General features: G+C 70.7%; 14 protein-coding genes, 1 tRNA gene and 1 pseudogene. 7 read left to right on the forward strand and 9 right to left on the reverse strand.

Translation table 11 applies throughout. From position 1 onward, the window contains the following. Positions 1 to 173: 173 nt before the first annotated feature. From ACFV9H_RS20625 to ACFV9H_RS20645, 5 genes are all read right to left on the reverse strand, one after another. Positions 174 to 992, reverse strand: a complete 819-nt coding sequence (locus tag ACFV9H_RS20625; RefSeq protein ID WP_385400144.1) for a J domain-containing protein — start codon at positions 990 to 992, stop codon at positions 174 to 176. A gap of 368 nt (positions 993 to 1,360) precedes the next feature. After that, on the reverse strand, positions 1,361 to 2,782 hold the full coding sequence (locus ACFV9H_RS20630; RefSeq protein WP_385400146.1) for a DUF2252 domain-containing protein: 1,422 nt from the start codon (positions 2,780 to 2,782) through the stop codon (positions 1,361 to 1,363). Between the two features lie 58 nt (positions 2,783 to 2,840). Further along, on the reverse strand, positions 2,841 to 3,500 hold the full coding sequence (locus ACFV9H_RS20635) for a response regulator (RefSeq protein ID WP_385400147.1): 660 nt from the start codon (positions 3,498 to 3,500) through the stop codon (positions 2,841 to 2,843). An 8-nt stretch (positions 3,501 to 3,508) separates the two neighbouring features. Beyond that, positions 3,509 to 5,203 carry a sensor histidine kinase gene (locus ACFV9H_RS20640; protein ID WP_385400215.1) on the reverse strand — a complete coding sequence of 565 codons (1,695 nt, stop codon included), beginning with the start codon at positions 5,201 to 5,203 and terminating at the stop codon, positions 3,509 to 3,511. A 203-nt stretch (positions 5,204 to 5,406) separates the two neighbouring features. Beyond that, positions 5,407 to 5,489 (reverse strand) — tRNA-Leu (locus ACFV9H_RS20645). Positions 5,490 to 5,783: 294 nt separating this feature from the next. Here ACFV9H_RS20645 and ACFV9H_RS20650 point away from each other — a divergent pair. From ACFV9H_RS20650 to ACFV9H_RS20680, 7 genes are all read left to right on the forward strand, one after another. After that, a complete protein-coding gene (locus ACFV9H_RS20650; RefSeq protein ID WP_385400150.1) occupies positions 5,784 to 6,596 on the forward strand; it encodes an FhaA domain-containing protein in 813 nt (270 codons plus the stop codon). A 10-nt stretch (positions 6,597 to 6,606) separates the two neighbouring features. Then, on the forward strand, positions 6,607 to 7,104 hold the full coding sequence (locus tag ACFV9H_RS20655) for an FHA domain-containing protein (RefSeq protein ID WP_365164445.1): 498 nt from the start codon (positions 6,607 to 6,609) through the stop codon (positions 7,102 to 7,104). Between the two features lie 93 nt (positions 7,105 to 7,197). Then, a complete protein-coding gene (locus ACFV9H_RS20660; protein ID WP_385400154.1) occupies positions 7,198 to 8,703 on the forward strand; it encodes a PP2C family protein-serine/threonine phosphatase in 1,506 nt (501 codons plus the stop codon). Positions 8,704 to 8,734: 31 nt separating this feature from the next. After that, positions 8,735 to 10,171: an FtsW/RodA/SpoVE family cell cycle protein gene (locus ACFV9H_RS20665; protein ID WP_385400156.1), complete on the forward strand. Its 1,437-nt coding sequence runs from the start codon at positions 8,735 to 8,737 to the stop codon at positions 10,169 to 10,171. Then, positions 10,168 to 11,631, forward strand: coding sequence for a peptidoglycan D,D-transpeptidase FtsI family protein (locus tag ACFV9H_RS20670; protein WP_385400159.1), 1,464 nt, complete (start codon positions 10,168 to 10,170; stop codon positions 11,629 to 11,631). Before ACFV9H_RS20665 ends, ACFV9H_RS20670 begins: the two co-directional genes overlap by 4 nt. A 217-nt stretch (positions 11,632 to 11,848) precedes the next feature. Continuing rightward, on the forward strand, positions 11,849 to 13,861 hold the full coding sequence (gene pknB / locus ACFV9H_RS20675; protein WP_385400162.1) for a Stk1 family PASTA domain-containing Ser/Thr kinase: 2,013 nt from the start codon (positions 11,849 to 11,851) through the stop codon (positions 13,859 to 13,861). Positions 13,862 to 14,365: 504 nt separating this feature from the next. Next, positions 14,366 to 15,055 carry a restriction endonuclease gene (locus ACFV9H_RS20680; RefSeq protein WP_385400164.1) on the forward strand — a complete coding sequence of 230 codons (690 nt, stop codon included), beginning with the start codon at positions 14,366 to 14,368 and terminating at the stop codon, positions 15,053 to 15,055. 27 nt (positions 15,056 to 15,082) lie between these two features. On the opposite strand, the gene ACFV9H_RS20685 is transcribed toward ACFV9H_RS20680, so the two are convergent. The 4 genes and pseudogenes from ACFV9H_RS20685 to ACFV9H_RS20700 all read right to left on the reverse strand — a co-directional run bounded on the left by ACFV9H_RS20685 (position 15,083) and on the right by ACFV9H_RS20700 (position 17,502). Next, on the reverse strand, positions 15,083 to 15,808 hold the full coding sequence (locus ACFV9H_RS20685; protein WP_385400166.1) for a class E sortase: 726 nt from the start codon (positions 15,806 to 15,808) through the stop codon (positions 15,083 to 15,085). 25 nt (positions 15,809 to 15,833) lie between these two features. Continuing rightward, positions 15,834 to 16,685 (reverse strand): annotated as a pseudogene (locus ACFV9H_RS20690) (class E sortase); the annotation flags it as partial. Continuing rightward, positions 16,667 to 17,305, reverse strand: coding sequence for an aminodeoxychorismate/anthranilate synthase component II (locus tag ACFV9H_RS20695; RefSeq protein ID WP_385400168.1), 639 nt, complete (start codon positions 17,303 to 17,305; stop codon positions 16,667 to 16,669). The pseudogene ACFV9H_RS20690 and the gene ACFV9H_RS20695, both read right to left, overlap by 19 nt. Further along, positions 17,302 to 17,502 (reverse strand): hypothetical protein, encoded by a 201-nt coding sequence (locus ACFV9H_RS20700; RefSeq protein ID WP_329391308.1) that lies wholly within the window; start codon positions 17,500 to 17,502, stop codon positions 17,302 to 17,304. Before ACFV9H_RS20700 ends, ACFV9H_RS20695 begins: the two co-directional genes overlap by 4 nt. Positions 17,503 to 17,520: the final 18 nt, after the last annotated feature.

The following is a 17,520-nucleotide window of genomic DNA, read 5'->3' on the forward strand; positions in this document are numbered from 1 at the left end:
CCAATCCAGCCCCGCCGGCGTTTGAGGCGCGGGGTCCGGGGCGGAGCCCCGAAAGCCCGGGCGCAGCCCGGGTCCGCTCGCGCAACGGCGCCGCACCCGGCACCCCGCACCCCGCACCCCGCACCCGGCACCCGGCACCCGGCACCCGGCACCCGGCAACGGGACCGGCCCACTCACTCCGCGGCGAGCGCCCCGGCCAGCTCCGCTTCCCGCTCGGAAACCTGCGCGAGCAGCTGCTCCGCGATCTCCTCCAGCAGCCGGTCCGGGTCGTCCGGAGCCATCCTCAGCATGGAACCGATCGCACTGTCCTCCAGCTCCTTGGCCACGAGCGCCAGCAGCTCCTTGCGCTGCGAGAGCCACTCCAGCCGGGCGTACAGCTCCTCGCTCTCGCTCGGCGCCGCCGCCTCCGGCACGGGCCCGGCCGCCCACTCCTCGGCCAGCTCGCGCAGCAGCTTCTCCTCACCCCGCCCGTACGCCGCGTTGACCCGCGCGATGAACGCGTCGCGCCGCTCCCGCTCGGCCTCGTCCTGGGCGAGGTCCGGATGGGCCTGGCGGACCAGCTCGCGGTAGAGGCGGCGCACCTCCTCCGTCGGCCGCACCCGCTCCGGCGGCCGCACGGACTGATCGGTGAGCATCGCGCCCGCGTCGTCGGCGATCCCCTCCGAGCCTATCCAGTCGTGGAACAGCTCGTCCACCCCGGGCATAGGCATGACCAGCGAGCGCGCGTCCCGCGCCCGCCGCAAGTCCTCGGGGTCCCCGGTGCGGGCTGCCTTCGCCTCGGCGATCAGCGCGTCCAGTTCGTCGAGCCGCGCGTACATCGGGCCGAGCTTCTGGTGGTGCAGGCGGGAGAAGTTCTCCACCTCCACCCGGAAGGTCTCCACCGCGATCTCGAACTCGATCAGCGCCTGCTCGGCGGCCCGCACGGCCCGCTCCAGCCGCGCCTCGGGCCGCTCGTCGGCGGTCTGCTCAGGCTGCTCGGTGTGCTCACTCACCCGGCCAGCCTACGGCCCCCGACGCCGGGGCCATGTTTCACGTGAAACATCCGCCGGAGAGCGTCCGCGGGGCGGGGACACGGCGGGGTGTCCCCGCAGGACGAGCGCGCACCACCCTCACCTGTCGCAGCGGTGCCTCAGTGCGCGAGGACGAGGCGACACCCCGGCGGGGCACCGCCCCACGTCCCCGGGGGCTGGACGGGACCGGGCTTCGCGCAGCCCGTCCCGCTCGGGCCCCGGCGCCGCACCAGCCGCCCTGCCCGGCATCGCCCCGCACAGCCCGCCACCCGCAGCGCACCCCGACCGCAGCGCACCCCGACCGACCGCAGGGCCCCACCAAGACCGCGCGGCCCGCCGCGAGGCGCTCGTCAGACGCCCAGCTCCGCCGCGATCCGCCCGCTCCGCACCGCCGCCACCAGATCCGCGTGGTCGGCCTCCGTGCGGTCCGCGTAGGCCACCGCGAACGCGGCCATCGCCTCGTCCAGCTCCTCGTTCTTGCCGCAGTACCCGGCCAGCAGTCGCGGATCGGCGCTGTGCGCGTGCGCCCGGGCCAGCAGGGCCCCGGTCATCCGCCCGTAGTCGTCGATCTGGTCGACGGCCAGCGCCGCCGGATCCACGCTCCCCTTGCGGTTGCGGAACTGCCGCACCTGGAACGGCCGGCCCTCCACCGTGGTCCAGCCCAGCATGATGTCCGAGACCACCTGCATCCGCTTCTGCCCGGCGACCACGCGGCGTCCCTCGTGCTCCACCGGCGCCGTCTCGAAACCGGCCGGCAGGTGCGGCAGCAGCACCGAGGGCCGCGCCTCCTTCACCTGGAGCACCAGCGGCTCGCCCCGGTGGTCCAGCAGCAGCACCACGTACGAGCGGGTGCCGACGCTCCCGGTCCCCACCACGCGGAAGGCCACGTCGTGGATCGCGTACCGGGCCAGCAGCGGCAGCCGGTCCCCCTGGAGCGTGTTCAGGTACGGGCCGAGCGAGGCCGCCACGGCCGCCGCCTCCGCGTCCCCGACCCGGCGCAGCACCGGCAGAGCGTCCACGAAACGCCGCCCCGCGACTCCGCCGCGAGGCCGTCCCCCGTCCGCGACGATCTCCGTCGACCTGGCGGCGAAGCGGGCCGAGGTGTTGTTTCGGGCCTTCTGCGAGACCCGCTCCAGCGTGCCCAGCAGATCACGGGCATCGGTGTGCGAGACGAGCTCCTCGTCCGCGATGGCGTTCCACGCGTCCAGCGCCGGCAGCCTGGCCAGCAGCCGCATGGTCCGCCGGTACGCGCCCACCGCGTCCAGCGCGGCCGCCCGGCAGGTGTCCTCGTCGGCGCCGGCCACCCGCCCGGCCAGCACCAGCGAGGTCGCCAGCCGCTTCACGTCCCACTCCCACGGACCGAACACGGTCTCGTCGAAGTCGTTCAGGTCGATGACGAGCCGCCCACGCGCGTCCCCGTACAGGCCGAAGTTCGCCGCGTGCGCGTCCCCGCACAGCTGCGTGCCGATGCCGGTCACCGCGCCGCCGGACAGGTCGTGAGCCATCAGCCCGGCCGCCCCGCGCAGGAAGGCGAACGGGTTCGCGGCCATCCGGCCCACCCTTATCGGCGTCAGCTCGGCGACCCGCCCCGCGTTGGACTCCTCCACCGCCCGTACGGCGTCCGGCCGCCCGGCCGGCGCCTCGAAGCGGGCGTGCGCCGCCCGCGGCACGCGGACGCGCAGCGCCCGGCCCTCCTCCTTGGGCGAGCCGGCCGCCACCCGCGGGGCGAAGCCCGCCACCACCGGTATCCGCTGCCCCGCAACCGCCGCCATCCGCGCCGCCCCCACCCGTCACCCGTACATTGATCGCCTTCGGAAGGGCTGACCGTATCTACAGCCCGGCGTCCCTGGCCAGCAGTGCCGCCTGCACCCGGTTCTCGCACCCCAGCTTCGCCAGGATCCGGCTCACGTACGTCTTCACGGTCGCCTCGCTCATGTGCAGCCGCCGGCCCGCGTCCGCGTTCGACAGGCCCTCCCCCAGCAGCGCCAGAACCCCGCGCTCCCGTTCGCTCAGCTCCGCCACCTGCCGTCGGGCCTCCTCGCCGCGCACGGCGGCCTTCCCCGACGCCAGCTGGTCCACCACGTGCCGGGTCGCCCCCGGCGAAAGGTACGCGTCCCCGGCGGCGGCCGCCCGCACCGCGCCAATCAGCTCGCCCGGCGCCGAGTCCTTCAGCAGGAAACCCGCGCCGCCCTGGCCCAGCGCCCGCAGCACGTTCTCCTTCTCCCCGAAGGTGGTCAGGATCAGCGCCCGCACGTGCGGCACGGCCCGCCCCAGCTCCCCCAGCGCGGTCAGCCCGTCCATCACCGGCATCTGGATGTCCAGCAGCACCACGTCCGGCGCGTGCGAACGGGCCAGCTCCACCGCCTCCCGGCCGTTCGCCGCCTCCGCGACGACCTCGATGTCCGGTGCCGAGGTCAGGATCATCCTGATCCCGGCCCGGATCAGCGGCTCGTCGTCGGCGATCACCACTCTGATCACTTCGGCTGTCACCCGCGCTCCTACTGCTTGACCTCGTAGACCTGCTTGTCGACGAGCTTGCCGTCCTTGAAGCAGAACCGGAAAACGGTGTCGGTGGTGAGATTCTCCTGCGGCTCCGTCGACAGCAGCACCAGGCAGCTCGAATCGTCCGGACGCGGCGGCCCCTTCCGGTCCATCCCCTGCGTCAGCAGGTTGTCCCCTTCGGGCAGCCGGCCGCGCACCGTTTCCTCGGACTCGCCCACCCGCACCGCGTCGAACTCGGCGTGGTCGATCATCGACTTGTTCACCGAACCCACCAGGAACGCCAACCCGACACCCGCCACGATCACCAGCAGCACCACCGCCGCGAACGCGATCCCGCAGCCCATGGCCACGCTCCCGCCGCGCCCGCGCACCCGTACGGCCAACTCGCGATCCACCGCGTCCCAGTCCATCGGCGGCACGCTCCGGGGAGCCTTGGGGCCCCACAGCCCACGCGCCTGGGCCTGCTGCCCGAAGTCGTCGGCCGGCTCCTCGACCCCGGCCGGCTCCGCCCCGTACGGCAGCACGCCGGCCACCCGGAACCCGCCGCCCTCGGTCACGCCCGCGTGCACCATCCCGCCCACCAGCCGCGCCCGTTCACGCAGCCCCGTCAGCCCCTGCCCGCCCGACACCACCTCGCCGGCCCCCGGACCGGCCGCCGGCCCGTTGGCGATCTCCACCACCAGCGAGTCGTCCTCGTAGCGCAGTTCCACCGTGATCGGCGCCCCCGGAGCGTGCTTGTACGCGTTCGTCAGCGCCTCCTGCACGATCCTGTACGCCGCGTGGTCACAGGCCGCGACCAGCGGCCTCGGCCGCCCCGACCTGGTCAGCCTCACGTCGGTACCCGCGCCCCGCGCGGCCTCCACGACCCCCTCGATCCCGGCCACCCCGCGCGCCGCGGGCTGGGCCGCCTCCTCCACGGCCGGCGGCGCCTCCACCCCGTCCCGCAGGATCCCGACGACCTCGCGCAGTTCGTGCATCGCCGCCACCGAGGCCTGCCGCAGCACGCCCACCGCCTCGCGCTGACGGTCGGTCAACTTGGGATCGACCTCCAGCGCACCCGTGTGCACGGAGATCAGCGCCAGCTGGTGCCCCAGGCTGTCGTGCATGTCCTGGGCGATCCGCTGCCGCTCGCGCAGCCGCGCCTGACCGGCGACCATCGCGCGCTCGCGCAGCAATTGGCCGTTGCGTTCCTGCAGCGCGCGCAGCAGCGTCCGGCGCTGGGACCAGTACCGGCTGGCCAGGCCCGGCATCAGCGTGACCACCAGGAACACCAGGGTGGAGAACACCAGCACCAGCAACGGCCGCATCTGCGCCCACTGGTCCCACACGCTCAGACCCACCGCCGCGAGAAAGGCCAGCGTGAACGCGACCAGCGCGCGGCCCACCCCCACGATCCGGCGCCCCGCCGACCAGCCCAGCAGCACCGTGACCAGGAACGACCCCGGCAGCACGGCCCCCAGCGCCGAGCCCACCACGAGCGTGGTCCCCGGCAGCCGCCGGCGCAGCAGGGTCAGCACCACCACGACCGTCGCGGACACCGCCATCCGCAGCCCGGACCCCTTGTCGAGCTCCTCGACTCCCAGGCCGAGCACGCCCATCACGACGGCGATGGCCACATCCCCCGCCAGCATCCGCCGCGTCCAGGGCTCGGGCCCCTTCAACCAGTCCCAGCCCGCCCGCGCCTTCGCCATCGCATCCACGGGCCCGACCCTAGACACCCGGCCCCCGCGGGACTGCCCACTTTCGTCGTGCCCCGCTCGACGAAAGTCGAACGACCGCCGGCACGACCCGCGGTCTGGGATCCACGTCACACCCACATCACTCCGGGCCAGAACAACCGCGACAACACGAAACGGCCGCCACCGCTTTCGCGATGACGACCGTTTCGTCGATGTGGGCGAGGGGGGATTTGAACCCCCACGTCCCGAAGGACACTGGCACCTGAAGCCAGCGCGTCTGCCGTTCCGCCACTCGCCCGAGCAGCGTCCCAGTGGTTCTTCCCTTTCGGGCCGTTCCCCTGGCGACGTCGAAACATTAGCACGTCGGACGGGGTGGATTCACATCGCTTTTCCCGCACCCGCGCACCCCGCCGAGGACGGCCCCTCCCGCACTCCGCTCCCGGTGCGGGACACTGTCCTAGGGCCGCCCCTACGATCCCCTTGTGAGGACCAACACTCGTCCTCACAGGACCGATGGGGAACCAGCCGAATCCGCCACGCGTGGATACGATCAGTAAGCAGTACAGGGCGACAACGACGGAGGAGGTGCCCCATGGGAGTCCTGAAGCGGTTCGAGCAGCGACTCGAAGGTCTGGTGAACGGCACCTTCGCCAAGGTCTTCAAGTCCGAGGTCCAGCCGGTGGAGATCGCCGGCGCCCTCCAGCGGGAGTGCGACAACAACGCCACCATCTGGAACCGCGAGCGGACCGTCGTCCCCAACGACTTCATCGTCGAACTCAGCGCCGGCGACTACGACCGCCTGAGCCCCTACTCCGGGCAGCTCGGCGACGAGCTCGCGGGCCTGGTCCGCGACTACGCCAAGCAGCAGCGCTACAGCTTCATGGGCCCCATCAAGGTCCACCTGGAGAAGGCCGACGACCTCGACACCGGCCTCTACCGGGTCCGCAGCCGCACCCTCGCCTCCAGCACCTCCCAGGCACAGCCCCCGCAGGCCCCCCAGGGCCCGCAGGGCGGCTACGGCTACCCCCCGGTCGCCGCCCCGCCGATGCCCGCCGGACCGCCCCCGGGCGCCCCGCGCCGGCCGGCCGGAGGCGGACCGGCCCCCGTACCCACCACGGGCGCCCCCCGGCGCCACTGGATCGAGATCAACGGCACCCGCCACCAGATCTCGCGCCCCACGCTCGTACTCGGCCGAAGCACCGAAGCCGACGTGCGGATCGACGACCCCGGCGTCTCGCGCCGGCACTGTGAGATCCGGACCGGAACGCCCTCGACGATCCAGGATCTCGGGTCCACCAACGGCATCGTGGTGGACGGGCAGCACACCACCCGCGCTACGCTCCGCGACGGCTCGCGGATCGTCGTGGGCAGCACCACCATCATTTACCGGCAAGCCGAAGGGTGAAGCGGGGGCAATGTCAGAGCTGACCCTGACGGTCATGCGGTTGGGTTTCCTGGCCGTTCTGTGGCTGTTCGTCATCGTGGCCGTCCAGGTCATCCGCAGCGACCTCTTCGGAACGAGAGTGACCCAACGCGGCTCCCGCCGCGGCGGCGCCACCGGCGCCCCGCAGCAGGCCGGCCGGCAATCCGCGCCGCCGCAACAGCGCCAGCGCCGGGGTGCGCCCACCAAGCTCGTCGTCTCCGAGGGCACCCTCACGGGCACCACCGTGGCCCTCGCCGGCCAGACGATCACGCTGGGCCGCGCCCACGACTCCACGATCGTGCTGGACGACGACTACGCGTCCAGCCGCCATGCCAGGATCTACCCGGACCGGGACGGCCAGTGGATCGTCGAGGATCTCGGGTCCACCAACGGCACGTATCTCGACCGGACGCGGCTGACCACCCCGACGCCCATTCCGCCGGGCGCCCCGATCCGCATCGGCAAGACCGTCATCGAGCTGCGGAAGTAGTACGAGAATGAGCGAGCGGAGCGAGCGCGCTGCGGCGATCCGTCCCACCGAGGACACGGACACCCGCGCGCTCCCGACCGGAGGGTGGGCAGTGTGGCTCGAGACCGGTTGTACCCGGAGCCGACCGGCGAGGTGCGCATGAGTCTGTCCCTGCGGTTCGCCGCCGGATCGCACAAGGGCATGATCCGCGAGGGCAACGAGGACTCCGGCTACGCCGGCCCCCGTCTCCTCGCGATCGCCGACGGCATGGGCGGCCAGGCCGCGGGCGAGGTCGCCAGCTCCGAGGTGATCTCCACCCTCGTGCAGCTCGACGACGACGTCCCGGGCTCCGACATCCTCACCTCCCTCGCCACGGCCGTGCAGCGCGCCAACGACCAGCTGCGCCTCATGGTCGAGGAGGACCCGCAGCTCGAAGGCATGGGCACCACCCTGACCGCCCTGCTGTGGACCGGCCAGCGCCTCGGCCTCGTCCACGTCGGCGACTCCCGCGCCTACCTGCTGCGCGACGGCGTCCTCACCCAGATCACCCAGGACCACACCTGGGTGCAGCGCCTCGTCGACGAGGGCCGCATCACCGAAGAGGAAGCCACCACCCACCCGCAGCGCTCCCTGCTGATGCGCGCGCTGGGCAGCGGCGACATCGTCGAACCCGACCTCTCCATCCGCGAGGTCCGCGCCGGCGACCGCTACCTCATCTGCTCCGACGGGCTCTCCGGCGTCGTCTCCCACCAGACCCTGGAAGAGACCCTCGCCGACTACCACGGCCCCCGCGCCACCGTGCAGTCCCTGATCCAGCTCGCACTGCGCGGCGGCGGCCCCGACAACATCACCTGCATCGTCGCCGACGTCCTCGACACCGACAGCGGCGACACCCTCGCCGCCCAGGTCAGCGACACCCCCGTCGTCGTCGGCGCGGTCGCCGAGAACCAGCACCAGCTCTTCGACGGCGGCAACGCCATGCAGACCCCGGCCGGCCGCGCCTCGGGCCTGGGCCGCCAGGCCCCGCCCCCCGCCGGCGCCTTCGGCCCCCCCGGCAGCGGCGAGGCCCCCGGCTACGGATACCCCGACCAGGGCCAGGGCGGCGGCGCATACGGCAGCTTCGGCGAAGCCGAAGGCTACGACGCCGAAACCGGCTACGAGGACACCTACGACCACCCCCGCAGGCGCCGCGGCAAAGGGCGCAAGTGGGCCACCCGCACCCTGACCCTGCTGCTCGTCGCCGGCGTCATCGGCGGCGGCCTGTACGCCGGCTGGCGCTGGACCCAGACCCAGTACTACGTCGGCATGAAGGGCGAACACGTCGCGCTCTTCCGCGGCATCAGCCAGAAGCTCGGACCGCTGGAGCTCTCCAAAGTGGAGACCGACCGCCCCGACATCGAACTGAAGTACCTGCCGCCCTTCAAGCGCAAGCTCGTCCAGGACACCATCAACGAAGGCAGCCTCACAGCCGCCCGAGAGAAGATCGACGAGCTCGGCGTCCAGGCCTCCGCCTGCAAGAAGGACGAAGAACGCCGCAAGGCCGAAGCACAGGGCCAGACACCGGGCGCCACACTGACTCCCGCGGAGCAGCAAGTGGTCGGCCTGTGCGTCAAGCAGTAGACACTCGCGGGCACAGGGGGCCCGCCACACCATGAGCGTTGTCACCAACACGACCACCATCGGCGCCATCGAGCTGCCGAGCCGGCGTAACACCGAGCTCGTGCTGCTCGCCTTCGCCGTGGTCATCCCGATCTTCGCCTACGCCAACGTGGGCCTCGCGATCACCGGCAGCTTCCCCCCCGGCATGCTGCTCTACGGCCTCGGCCTCGGCGCCCTCGCCGGGATCGCGCACCTCGTCGTACGCCGCTACGCCAAGTACGCCGACCCGCTGCTGCTGCCCTTGGCCACCCTCCTCAACGGGCTGGGCCTCGTACTGATCTGGCGCCTGGACCAGTCCGAGCGGCTGCAAAACCTCGCCAAGCGCTCCTTCGGCGCCTTCACCGAGTCCGCACCCCGCCAGATGATGTACACGGCGCTCGCCATCGCCCTGTTCTCCGGCGTCCTGCTGGTCCTCAAGGACCACCGCGTCCTGCAGCGGTTCACCTACATCTCGATGGTCGCGGCCCTGGTGCTGCTCCTCCTGCCGCTCGTCCCCGGCCTCGGCGCGGACGTCTTCGGCGCCAAGATCTGGATCCGCGTCGCCGGATTCTCCATCCAGCCCGGCGAGTTCGCGAAGATCGTCCTCGCGGTGTTCTTCGCCGGCTACCTGATGGTCAAGCGCGACGCCCTGGCCCTGGCCTCCCGCCGGTTCATGGGCCTCTACCTGCCGCGCGGCCGCGACCTCGGCCCGATCCTGGTGATCTGGGCGATGAGCCTGCTCATCCTGATCTTCGAGAACGACCTCGGCTCCTCGCTGCTGTTCTTCGGCATGTTCGTGATCATGCTGTACGTGGCCACCGAGCGGACCAGCTGGATCGTGATCGGTCTGCTGATGTCGGTCGGCGGCGCCGTGGTGGTCGCCTCCTTCTCCAGCCACGTCGGCGCCCGCGTGAGCGCCTGGCTGGACCCCTTCGGCTGCTGGGGGCGCCGCGGTGCCGACGCCGGCGCCTGCGAGCAGATCGCCCAGTCGATCATGAGCTTCGGCTCCGGCGGGGTACTCGGCACCGGCTGGGGCCAGGGCAACTCCGACCTCATCGGGTTCGCCGCCAACTCCGACTTCATCTTCTCCACCGTCGGCGAAGAACTCGGCCTCACCGGCGTGATGGCCTTCCTCCTGCTCTACGGGCTCATCATCGAACGCGGCGTCCGCACCGCCCTCGCCGCCCGCGACCCCTTCGGCAAGCTCTTCGCCATCGGCCTCTCCGGCGCCTTCGCCCTCCAGATCTTCGTCGTCGCCGGCGGAGTCATGGGCCTCATCCCCCTCACCGGCATGACCATGCCCTTCCTCGCGTCCGGCGGCTCCTCCGTCCTCGCGAACTGGATCCTCATCGCCGTCCTCATCCGGATCAGCGACACCGCACGCCGCCCCGCCCCGGCCCCCGCCCCGTCCCCCGACTCCGAGATGACCCAGGTGGTCCGCCCGTCATGAACAAGCCCCTGCGCCGCATCTCGCTGTTCTGCGGGCTGCTCGTCCTCGCGCTGCTGATCCGTACGAACTGGCTCCAGTACGTCAAGGCCGAGGAACTCAGCACGCGCAAGGAGAACCGCCGGGTCCAGATCGCCCAGTACGCCACCGAACGCGGCAACATCATCGTCGCCGGCGAACCGATCACCGGCTCCGCCGTCACCAACGGCAGCGACTACAAGTTCAAGCGCACCTACAAGGACGGCCCCCTGTGGGCCCCCGTCACCGGGTACGCCTCCCAGGCCTTCGGCTCCACCCAGCTCGAATCCCTCGAAGACGGCATCCTCACCGGCAACGACGACCGGCTCTTCTTCGACCGCACCATCGGCATGTTCACCGGCGAGAAGAAGCAGGGCGGCAACGTCGTCACCACGCTCAACCCCGCCGCCCAGAAGGCCGCCTTCGACAAGCTCGGCAGCAAGAAGGGCGCGGTCGCCGCCATCGACCCGCGCACCGGCGCCATCCTCGCCCTCGTCTCCACCCCCTCCTACGACCCCTCCAGCTTCGCCGGCAACTCCACGGCCGACGGGAAGGCCTGGAACGAGCTGAAGGACAGCGAGGACAAGAAGCTCGTCAACCGCGCCCTGCGCGAGACCTACCCGCCGGGCTCCACCTTCAAGGTCGTCACCGCGGCCGCCGCCCTCGAGCACGGCGTCGTCCAGGACATCAACGCCCCGACGGACACCCCCGAGCCGTACATCCTCCCGGGCACCAAGACCCAGCTGCCCAACTCCCACACCGGCTGCGAGAAGGCCTCCCTCAACGAGGCCCTGCGCATCTCGTGCAACTCCGTCTTCGCGAACATGGGCGACAAGGTGACGCGCGACAAGATGGTGGAGACCGCGCAGAAGTTCGGCTTCAACAACGACAAGATCGACACCCCGGTCCGCGCCTTCGCCAGCGTCTACGACAAGACCATGGGCAAGGACGGCAACGCCCAGAGCGCCATCGGCCAGTTCAACACCGCCGCCACCCCGCTCCAGATGGCCATGGTCACCGCCGCGATCGCCAACGACGGCAAGCTGATGAAGCCGTACATGGTCGACAACCTCACCGCGCCCAACCTCGACGTCATCGAGAAGCACGAACCGACCGAGATGAGCCGGCCCCTCTCCGCCGCCAACGCGCAGAAGGTCCAGCAGATGATGGTCAACGTCGTCGATGCCGGCACCGGCACCAAGGCCAAGATCAACGGAACCACCGTCGGCGGCAAGACCGGCACCGCCCAGCACGGCGAAGGCAACAAGAAGCGCCCCTACGCCTGGTTCATCTCCTACGCCGAGAACCCCGACGGCTCCTCCCCCGTCGCCGTCGCCGTCGTCATCGAGGACAGCGAAGCGGACCGCGAGGACATCAGCGGCGGCGGCCTCGCCGCCCCCGTGGCCAAGGCGGTCATGGAAGCCGTACTCAAGACCCAGGGATGAGCGGCCGGGATGAGCCAGGAGTGACCCATTGATGACGGACCGCGGCGGAGTGATCCACATCACTGATCCCGCCCGGATCCGCGCGTACGGTACCGGTCCAGTATCAGCCTGTGGCCACGAACCGATCACGGACGATCGGCCGGTAGCCTTTGCGCGAACAGCACACCGCCGGACCACACACAGGTGCGGTCGGGACTGACGGAGAGGGCTGCACGTTATGGAAGAGCCGCGTCGCCTCGGCGGCCGGTACGAGCTGAGCCACGTGCTCGGCCGCGGTGGCATGGCCGAGGTCTACCTCGCCCACGACACCCGGCTCGGCCGTACCGTCGCCGTCAAGACCCTGCGCGCCGATCTCGCCCGCGACCCGTCCTTCCAGGCCCGGTTCCGGCGCGAGGCCCAATCGGCCGCGTCGCTGAACCACCCGGCGATCGTCGCCGTCTACGACACCGGCGAGGACTACGTCGACAACATCTCCATCCCGTACATCGTGATGGAGTACGTCGACGGATCCACCCTCCGCGAACTCCTGCACTCCGGCCGCAAACTGCTGCCCGAGCGCACCCTGGAAATGACCATCGGCATCCTCCAGGCCCTCGAGTACTCGCACCGCGCCGGCATCGTCCACCGCGACATCAAGCCCGCCAACGTCATGCTCACCCGCACCGGCCAGGTCAAGGTCATGGACTTCGGCATCGCCCGAGCCATGGGCGACTCCGGCATGACCATGACCCAGACCGCCGCCGTCATCGGCACCGCCCAGTACCTCTCCCCGGAGCAGGCCAAGGGCGAACAGGTCGACGCACGCTCCGACCTCTACTCCGCGGGCTGCCTGCTCTACGAGCTCCTCAGCGTCCGACCCCCGTTCGTCGGCGACTCCCCCGTCGCCGTCGCCTACCAGCACGTACGGGAAGAACCCCAGCCGCCGTCGAACTTCGACCCCGAGATCACGCCCGAAATGGACGCGATCGTGCTGAAGGCGCTGGTCAAGGACCCCGACTACCGCTACCAGTCCGCCGACGAGATGCGCGCCGACATCGAGGCCTGCCTCGACGGCCAGCCCGTCGCCGCCACCGCCGCCATGGGCGCCGCAGGCTACGGCTACCCCCACGACCAGGGCCACGGCTACGGACAGCAGGGCTACGACCAGCCCACCACCGCCCTGCGCACCACCGACGCCGGCCAGACCTCCATGCTCCCGCCGATGAACGCCAACGACGGCGGCTACGGCTACGGCGGCGACCCGGCCCACGGCGGCTACGACCAGGGCCCGCACCGCCGCCAGAGCCAGAAGAAGAGCAAGGCCTCCACCATCCTGCTCGTCGCGGCGGGCCTCCTCGTCCTCATCGGCGCGATCCTCATCGGCCGCGCCCTCCTGGGCGACCCCGCCGACAACCGGCCGACCGTGCCCAAGCTCGTCGGACAGACCCTGGAGCAGGCCCAGAAGAGCGGCGAGAACGTCGGCATCAAGGTGGTCAAGGGCGCGGACGAGGCTTGCCCCGACCAGCCCAAGGGCAACGTCTGCAAGCAGGACAAGGCCCCCGACACCAAGGTCGACAAGGACTCCACCGTCACGGTGACGGTCTCCACGGGCGCGCCCAAGGTCCAGGTCCCCGACGTACTCGGCTCCAAGTACGAAGAGGCCGAGAAGATCCTGAAGGACAAGGGCTTCCAGGTCGACCGCAAGCCCCAGGAGTCCGAGCGCACCGCCGGGACGGTCCTCGACCAGAACCCGAAGGCGGGCGGCGAGGCGGAGAAGAACACCGTCATCACGCTGACGGTCGCCAAGGAACTCTCCAAGGCCACGGTCCCGAGCCTCATGGGCAAGACCAAGGAGGAGGCGTCCGCGCTCCTCGTCGCCGCGGGGCTGAAGCTCGGCAGCACGACGGAGGTCGAGTCCCCCGGGGCCGCACCGAAGACGATCATCCAGCAGCAGTACGCGCCGGGTGAGTCGCTGGAGGTCGGCAAGACGGTCAACGTGACCATCGCCAAGGCCAGCCAGCAGACCACGGTCCCGATGCCGAACAACCGGACGCTGGCCCAGTACAAGGACGAGCTCCGGCGCGCCAACCTGAAGCTGGGCAACATCACCGGCCCGACGGACGACAACGCGATCGTGATGGGCACCAACCCGCCCGCCGGCAGCCCGATCAACACGGGCTCGAACGTCGACGTCGTGACGATGGCGGGCCAACAGGACGGCGGCCTCTTCGGAGGCCTGGGCCGCCGCTAGGCTCCCGCCCCGGTAGCCGCCCTCGCTCGAACGGGTCCGGCCCCTCTCCTCGGAGAGGGGCCGGACCCATTTCGTACGTGTCTTCATATGTACGAAATTCGTTAGCCCGGATGGGGGTGGGCATCGGGCCCCGCCCGGGAGGGACGGATCATGATCAACGAATCGGTACTGCTGGAGTCCCGGACCTTGCGCACGAGCGTTCTGGAACGGACACACGTCCTGGACAAGGTGAAGGCGCTCTCACTGCTGCCGGACGGGCTGCACGTGACAACGGCGATGGTGGCGGCCTACTACGAGGTGGCCGAAAGCGTGATTCGCGCCGTCCTGCTCGACCACCGTGGGGAACTGGAGTCCAACGGCTACCGGGTTTTGACAGGTACAGAACTGAGTTGCTTTAAGCAACGCGGTTACATTCAGTCACAGGCATCGTCACTCGCAGTATTCCCCCGACGGGCCATCCTGAACGTAGGAATGCTTCTTCGGGACAGCAAAGTCGCACGTCAGGTGCGTACGTACCTTCTCGACGCCGAGTACGAGGTCCGCGTGCGCCCTGTGGATAACCTTATCCACAGGGCCAGTTGGGACGAGCTCGACGAGCGCATCGACAGCCGCATCACCGACGTACTCGGCAAGACCGTCGTACCGATGCTGAACGTCCTCATCGAGACCTCCGGCGAACACCGCCGGGAGCTGCTCTCCCTCCGGGAGGACGTCCAGCAGATCCAGATGAAGCTCGTCGAGCACGACATCCAGCTCAGCCGCCTCCAGCGCGGCCAGGACGTGAAGGCCCTCACCGGGGTCATCGGGACCATCGACGCCATGAACTGGCGGGAGTTCGAGGAGCACGTCGCCGAGCTGCTGCGGCGCGACGGCTGCACCGACGTCGTGCTGTACGGCGGGCACGGCGGCGACCGCGGGGTCGACATCACCGCCAAGACGGCCGACGGCCGCTCGGTCGCCGTCCAGTGCAAGAACTTCGCGCCGTTCCGCCACGTGCTCAGCGGCGAGATGCAGAAGTTCCTCGGCGCCTCGAAGGTCCTCCACCAGGCCGACGTGGCCCTCTACGTGGCCACGTGCGCCTTCACCCGGGAATCCCTGGCCATCGCCGCCCAGGGAGGCGTCACAGCCGTCCACAGGGGCCTCCTGGAGGCCTGGAGCGCGGGAGTGCAGCTCCAGGTGCTGCGGTCTTTCTAAGCTGCGTCCCGCAGCTTGGAAAGACTTCTACCGCAGCTCCACCGGCGGTGTCCGCTTCCCGTCCACCTTCTCCGCCCGTACGAACTCGCCCCACACGATGTACCGGTACTTCGACGTGTACACCGGCGTGCACGTCGTCAGCGTGATGTAGCGGCCCGCGGTCGTCTTGCCCGAGTCCTTCGGGACCGGGTTGATCACGTCCGTGTTGTACTTCGACGTCTGCCGCAGCTCCGCGAAGACCTTGTACACGTACCAGGTGTCCCGCGTCTCGAAGACGATCGCGTCGCCGTTCCTCACCTTGTCGATGTTGTGGAACTTCGCACCGTGCCCGTCCCGGTGCGCCGCGAGCGAGAAGTTGCCCTTCGCGTCCCACGGCAGCGCCGACTTCACCGGCTCCGTGTAGTAGCCCGCCACGCCGTCGTCGAGGACGTCCGGGTCGGTGCCCTTCTTGACCAGCACCTCGCCGTTCTTCATCGCCGGGACGTGCAGGAACCCGATCCCGCCCTGGACGTCCAGCGCGCCCGGCTCCGCGGCCGGCGCCGGGGCCGTCTGCCACTGCTCGCGGATCTCGTCGCTCCGCGCCGACGCCTGCCGGTCCGCGAGGACGTTCGTCCACCACAGCGAGTACGCCACGAACAGGGCCAGCACCAGGCCCACCGTGATCAGGACCTCGCCCAGCAGGCTCAGGAACCCGGCGAGCAGGCTACGGCCACCGGCCGGCGGGGCCGCGGCGCTGCGGCGGGAACGAGACACTGCTGATTCGTCCTTAGGGCGGCGGCTACGGGCTGGTCAGTGCGGGCGGCGGGCCCTGGCTGCGGGGGCGTTCATCGGTCATCCTGCCCCATACGATCATCCGATAGGTGCTGGTGAACTCGGGCGTGCAAGTGGTCAGTGTGATGTACCGGCCGGGCGCGGTGAACCCCGAGCCCTCCGGCACCGGTTTGATCACCGACACGTTCGTCGGCGGGGTCTGCGCCAGCGTCGAGGTCGTCTCGTACGTGTAGTACGCGTCCCGGGTCTCCACCACGACGGGGTCCCCCGGCACCAGCTTGTTGATGTAGCGGAAGGGTTCCCCGTGGGTGTTGCGGTGGCCCGCCACCGCGAAGTTGCCCTGCTCGTCCGCCGGCATCGCCGTCTTCAGCGCGCCCTCGCCGTAGTGGCCGACCATCCCCCGGTCCAGCACCTTCGGCTTGCTGATGCCCTCCGCGACCGGCACCTTCACGTCCAGCTTCGGGATGTACAGGATCGCGAAGCCCTGCCCCGGCTCGAAGGCCGTCACCGGCGGCGGCGCCGCCCCGGCGGCCGCGGACCCGGCCGGCTCCCGCTGCCAGGTCTGCTGGAGCGAGCCGGCGGCGCCGTCCGCCGTCCACTGCGCCAGCAGGTTCGTGTACCAGAGCTGGTAGGCGACGAACAGCAGCATCACCAGACCCAGCGTGATGAACAGCTCTCCGCCCAGCCGGCTCAGGACGATCACGGGGCCGCCCGACGCCGGCCGCCTGCGCCGCCGCCCGCCCCGCCTCCGGCTCTGCCTGGCGGCCCGTTTCGCGGCCTCCTGTGCTGCCCTGCGTCGCGCGGCCCGGCCCTCCGTGGGCGCGGACGGCGCGACCGCCGTCACGCGACGGCCTTGCCCACCACCGGGGCGAGCCCCACCGACCGCTCCACGGCGCCGGCGTCACCGCAGCGCACCAGCCAGTTCGCCAGCATCCGGTGGCCCCACTCGGTGAGCACCGACTCGGGGTGGAACTGCACGCCCTCGACGTCGTACTCCCGGTGGCGCAGGCCCATGATGATCCCGTCCTCCGTCCGCGCCGTGACCTCCAGCGTGTCCGGCAGGGTCGGCGGTTCGGCCGCGAGGGAGTGGTAGCGGGTCGCGGTGAAGGGCGACGGCAGCCCGGCGAAGACGCCCTGGCCCTCGTGGACCACCGGCGAGGTCTTGCCGTGCAGCAGCTCCGGCGCCCGGCCCACGACGCCGCCGTAGGCGACCGCCATCGACTGCATGCCGAGGCACACGCCGAAGACGGGGACACCCGTGTCCGCGCAGTGGCGGACCATGTCGACGCAGACGCCCGCCTCCTCCGGCGTCCCCGGCCCCGGCGACAGCAGGACGCCGTCGAAGCCGTCCTGCGCGTGCGAGAGCTCGACCTCGTCGTTGCGCAGCACCTCGCACTCGGCGCCGAGCTGGTAGAGGTACTGGACCAGGTTGAAGACAAAGCTGTCGTAGTTGTCAACGACCAGAATGCGCGCGCTCACGGAGTGACTCCCGATCCCTCGTCCACGGTCACGTCATTGAACGGAAGGAGCGGCTCGGCCCACGGGAAGACGTACTGGAAGAGCACGAAGACCACCGCGAGGACCAGTACGAGGGAGATCAACGCGCGTACCCACGCGTTGCCCGGCAAATGGCGCCAGATCCAGCCGTACATGCCGCCTGTTTCCTTTTCGTCCACGTTTGTTCCACGCACCGC

The sequence above is a fragment of the Streptomyces sp. NPDC059874 genome (genome assembly GCF_042731135.1).
Lineage (GTDB): Bacteria > Actinomycetota > Actinomycetes > Streptomycetales > Streptomycetaceae > Streptomyces.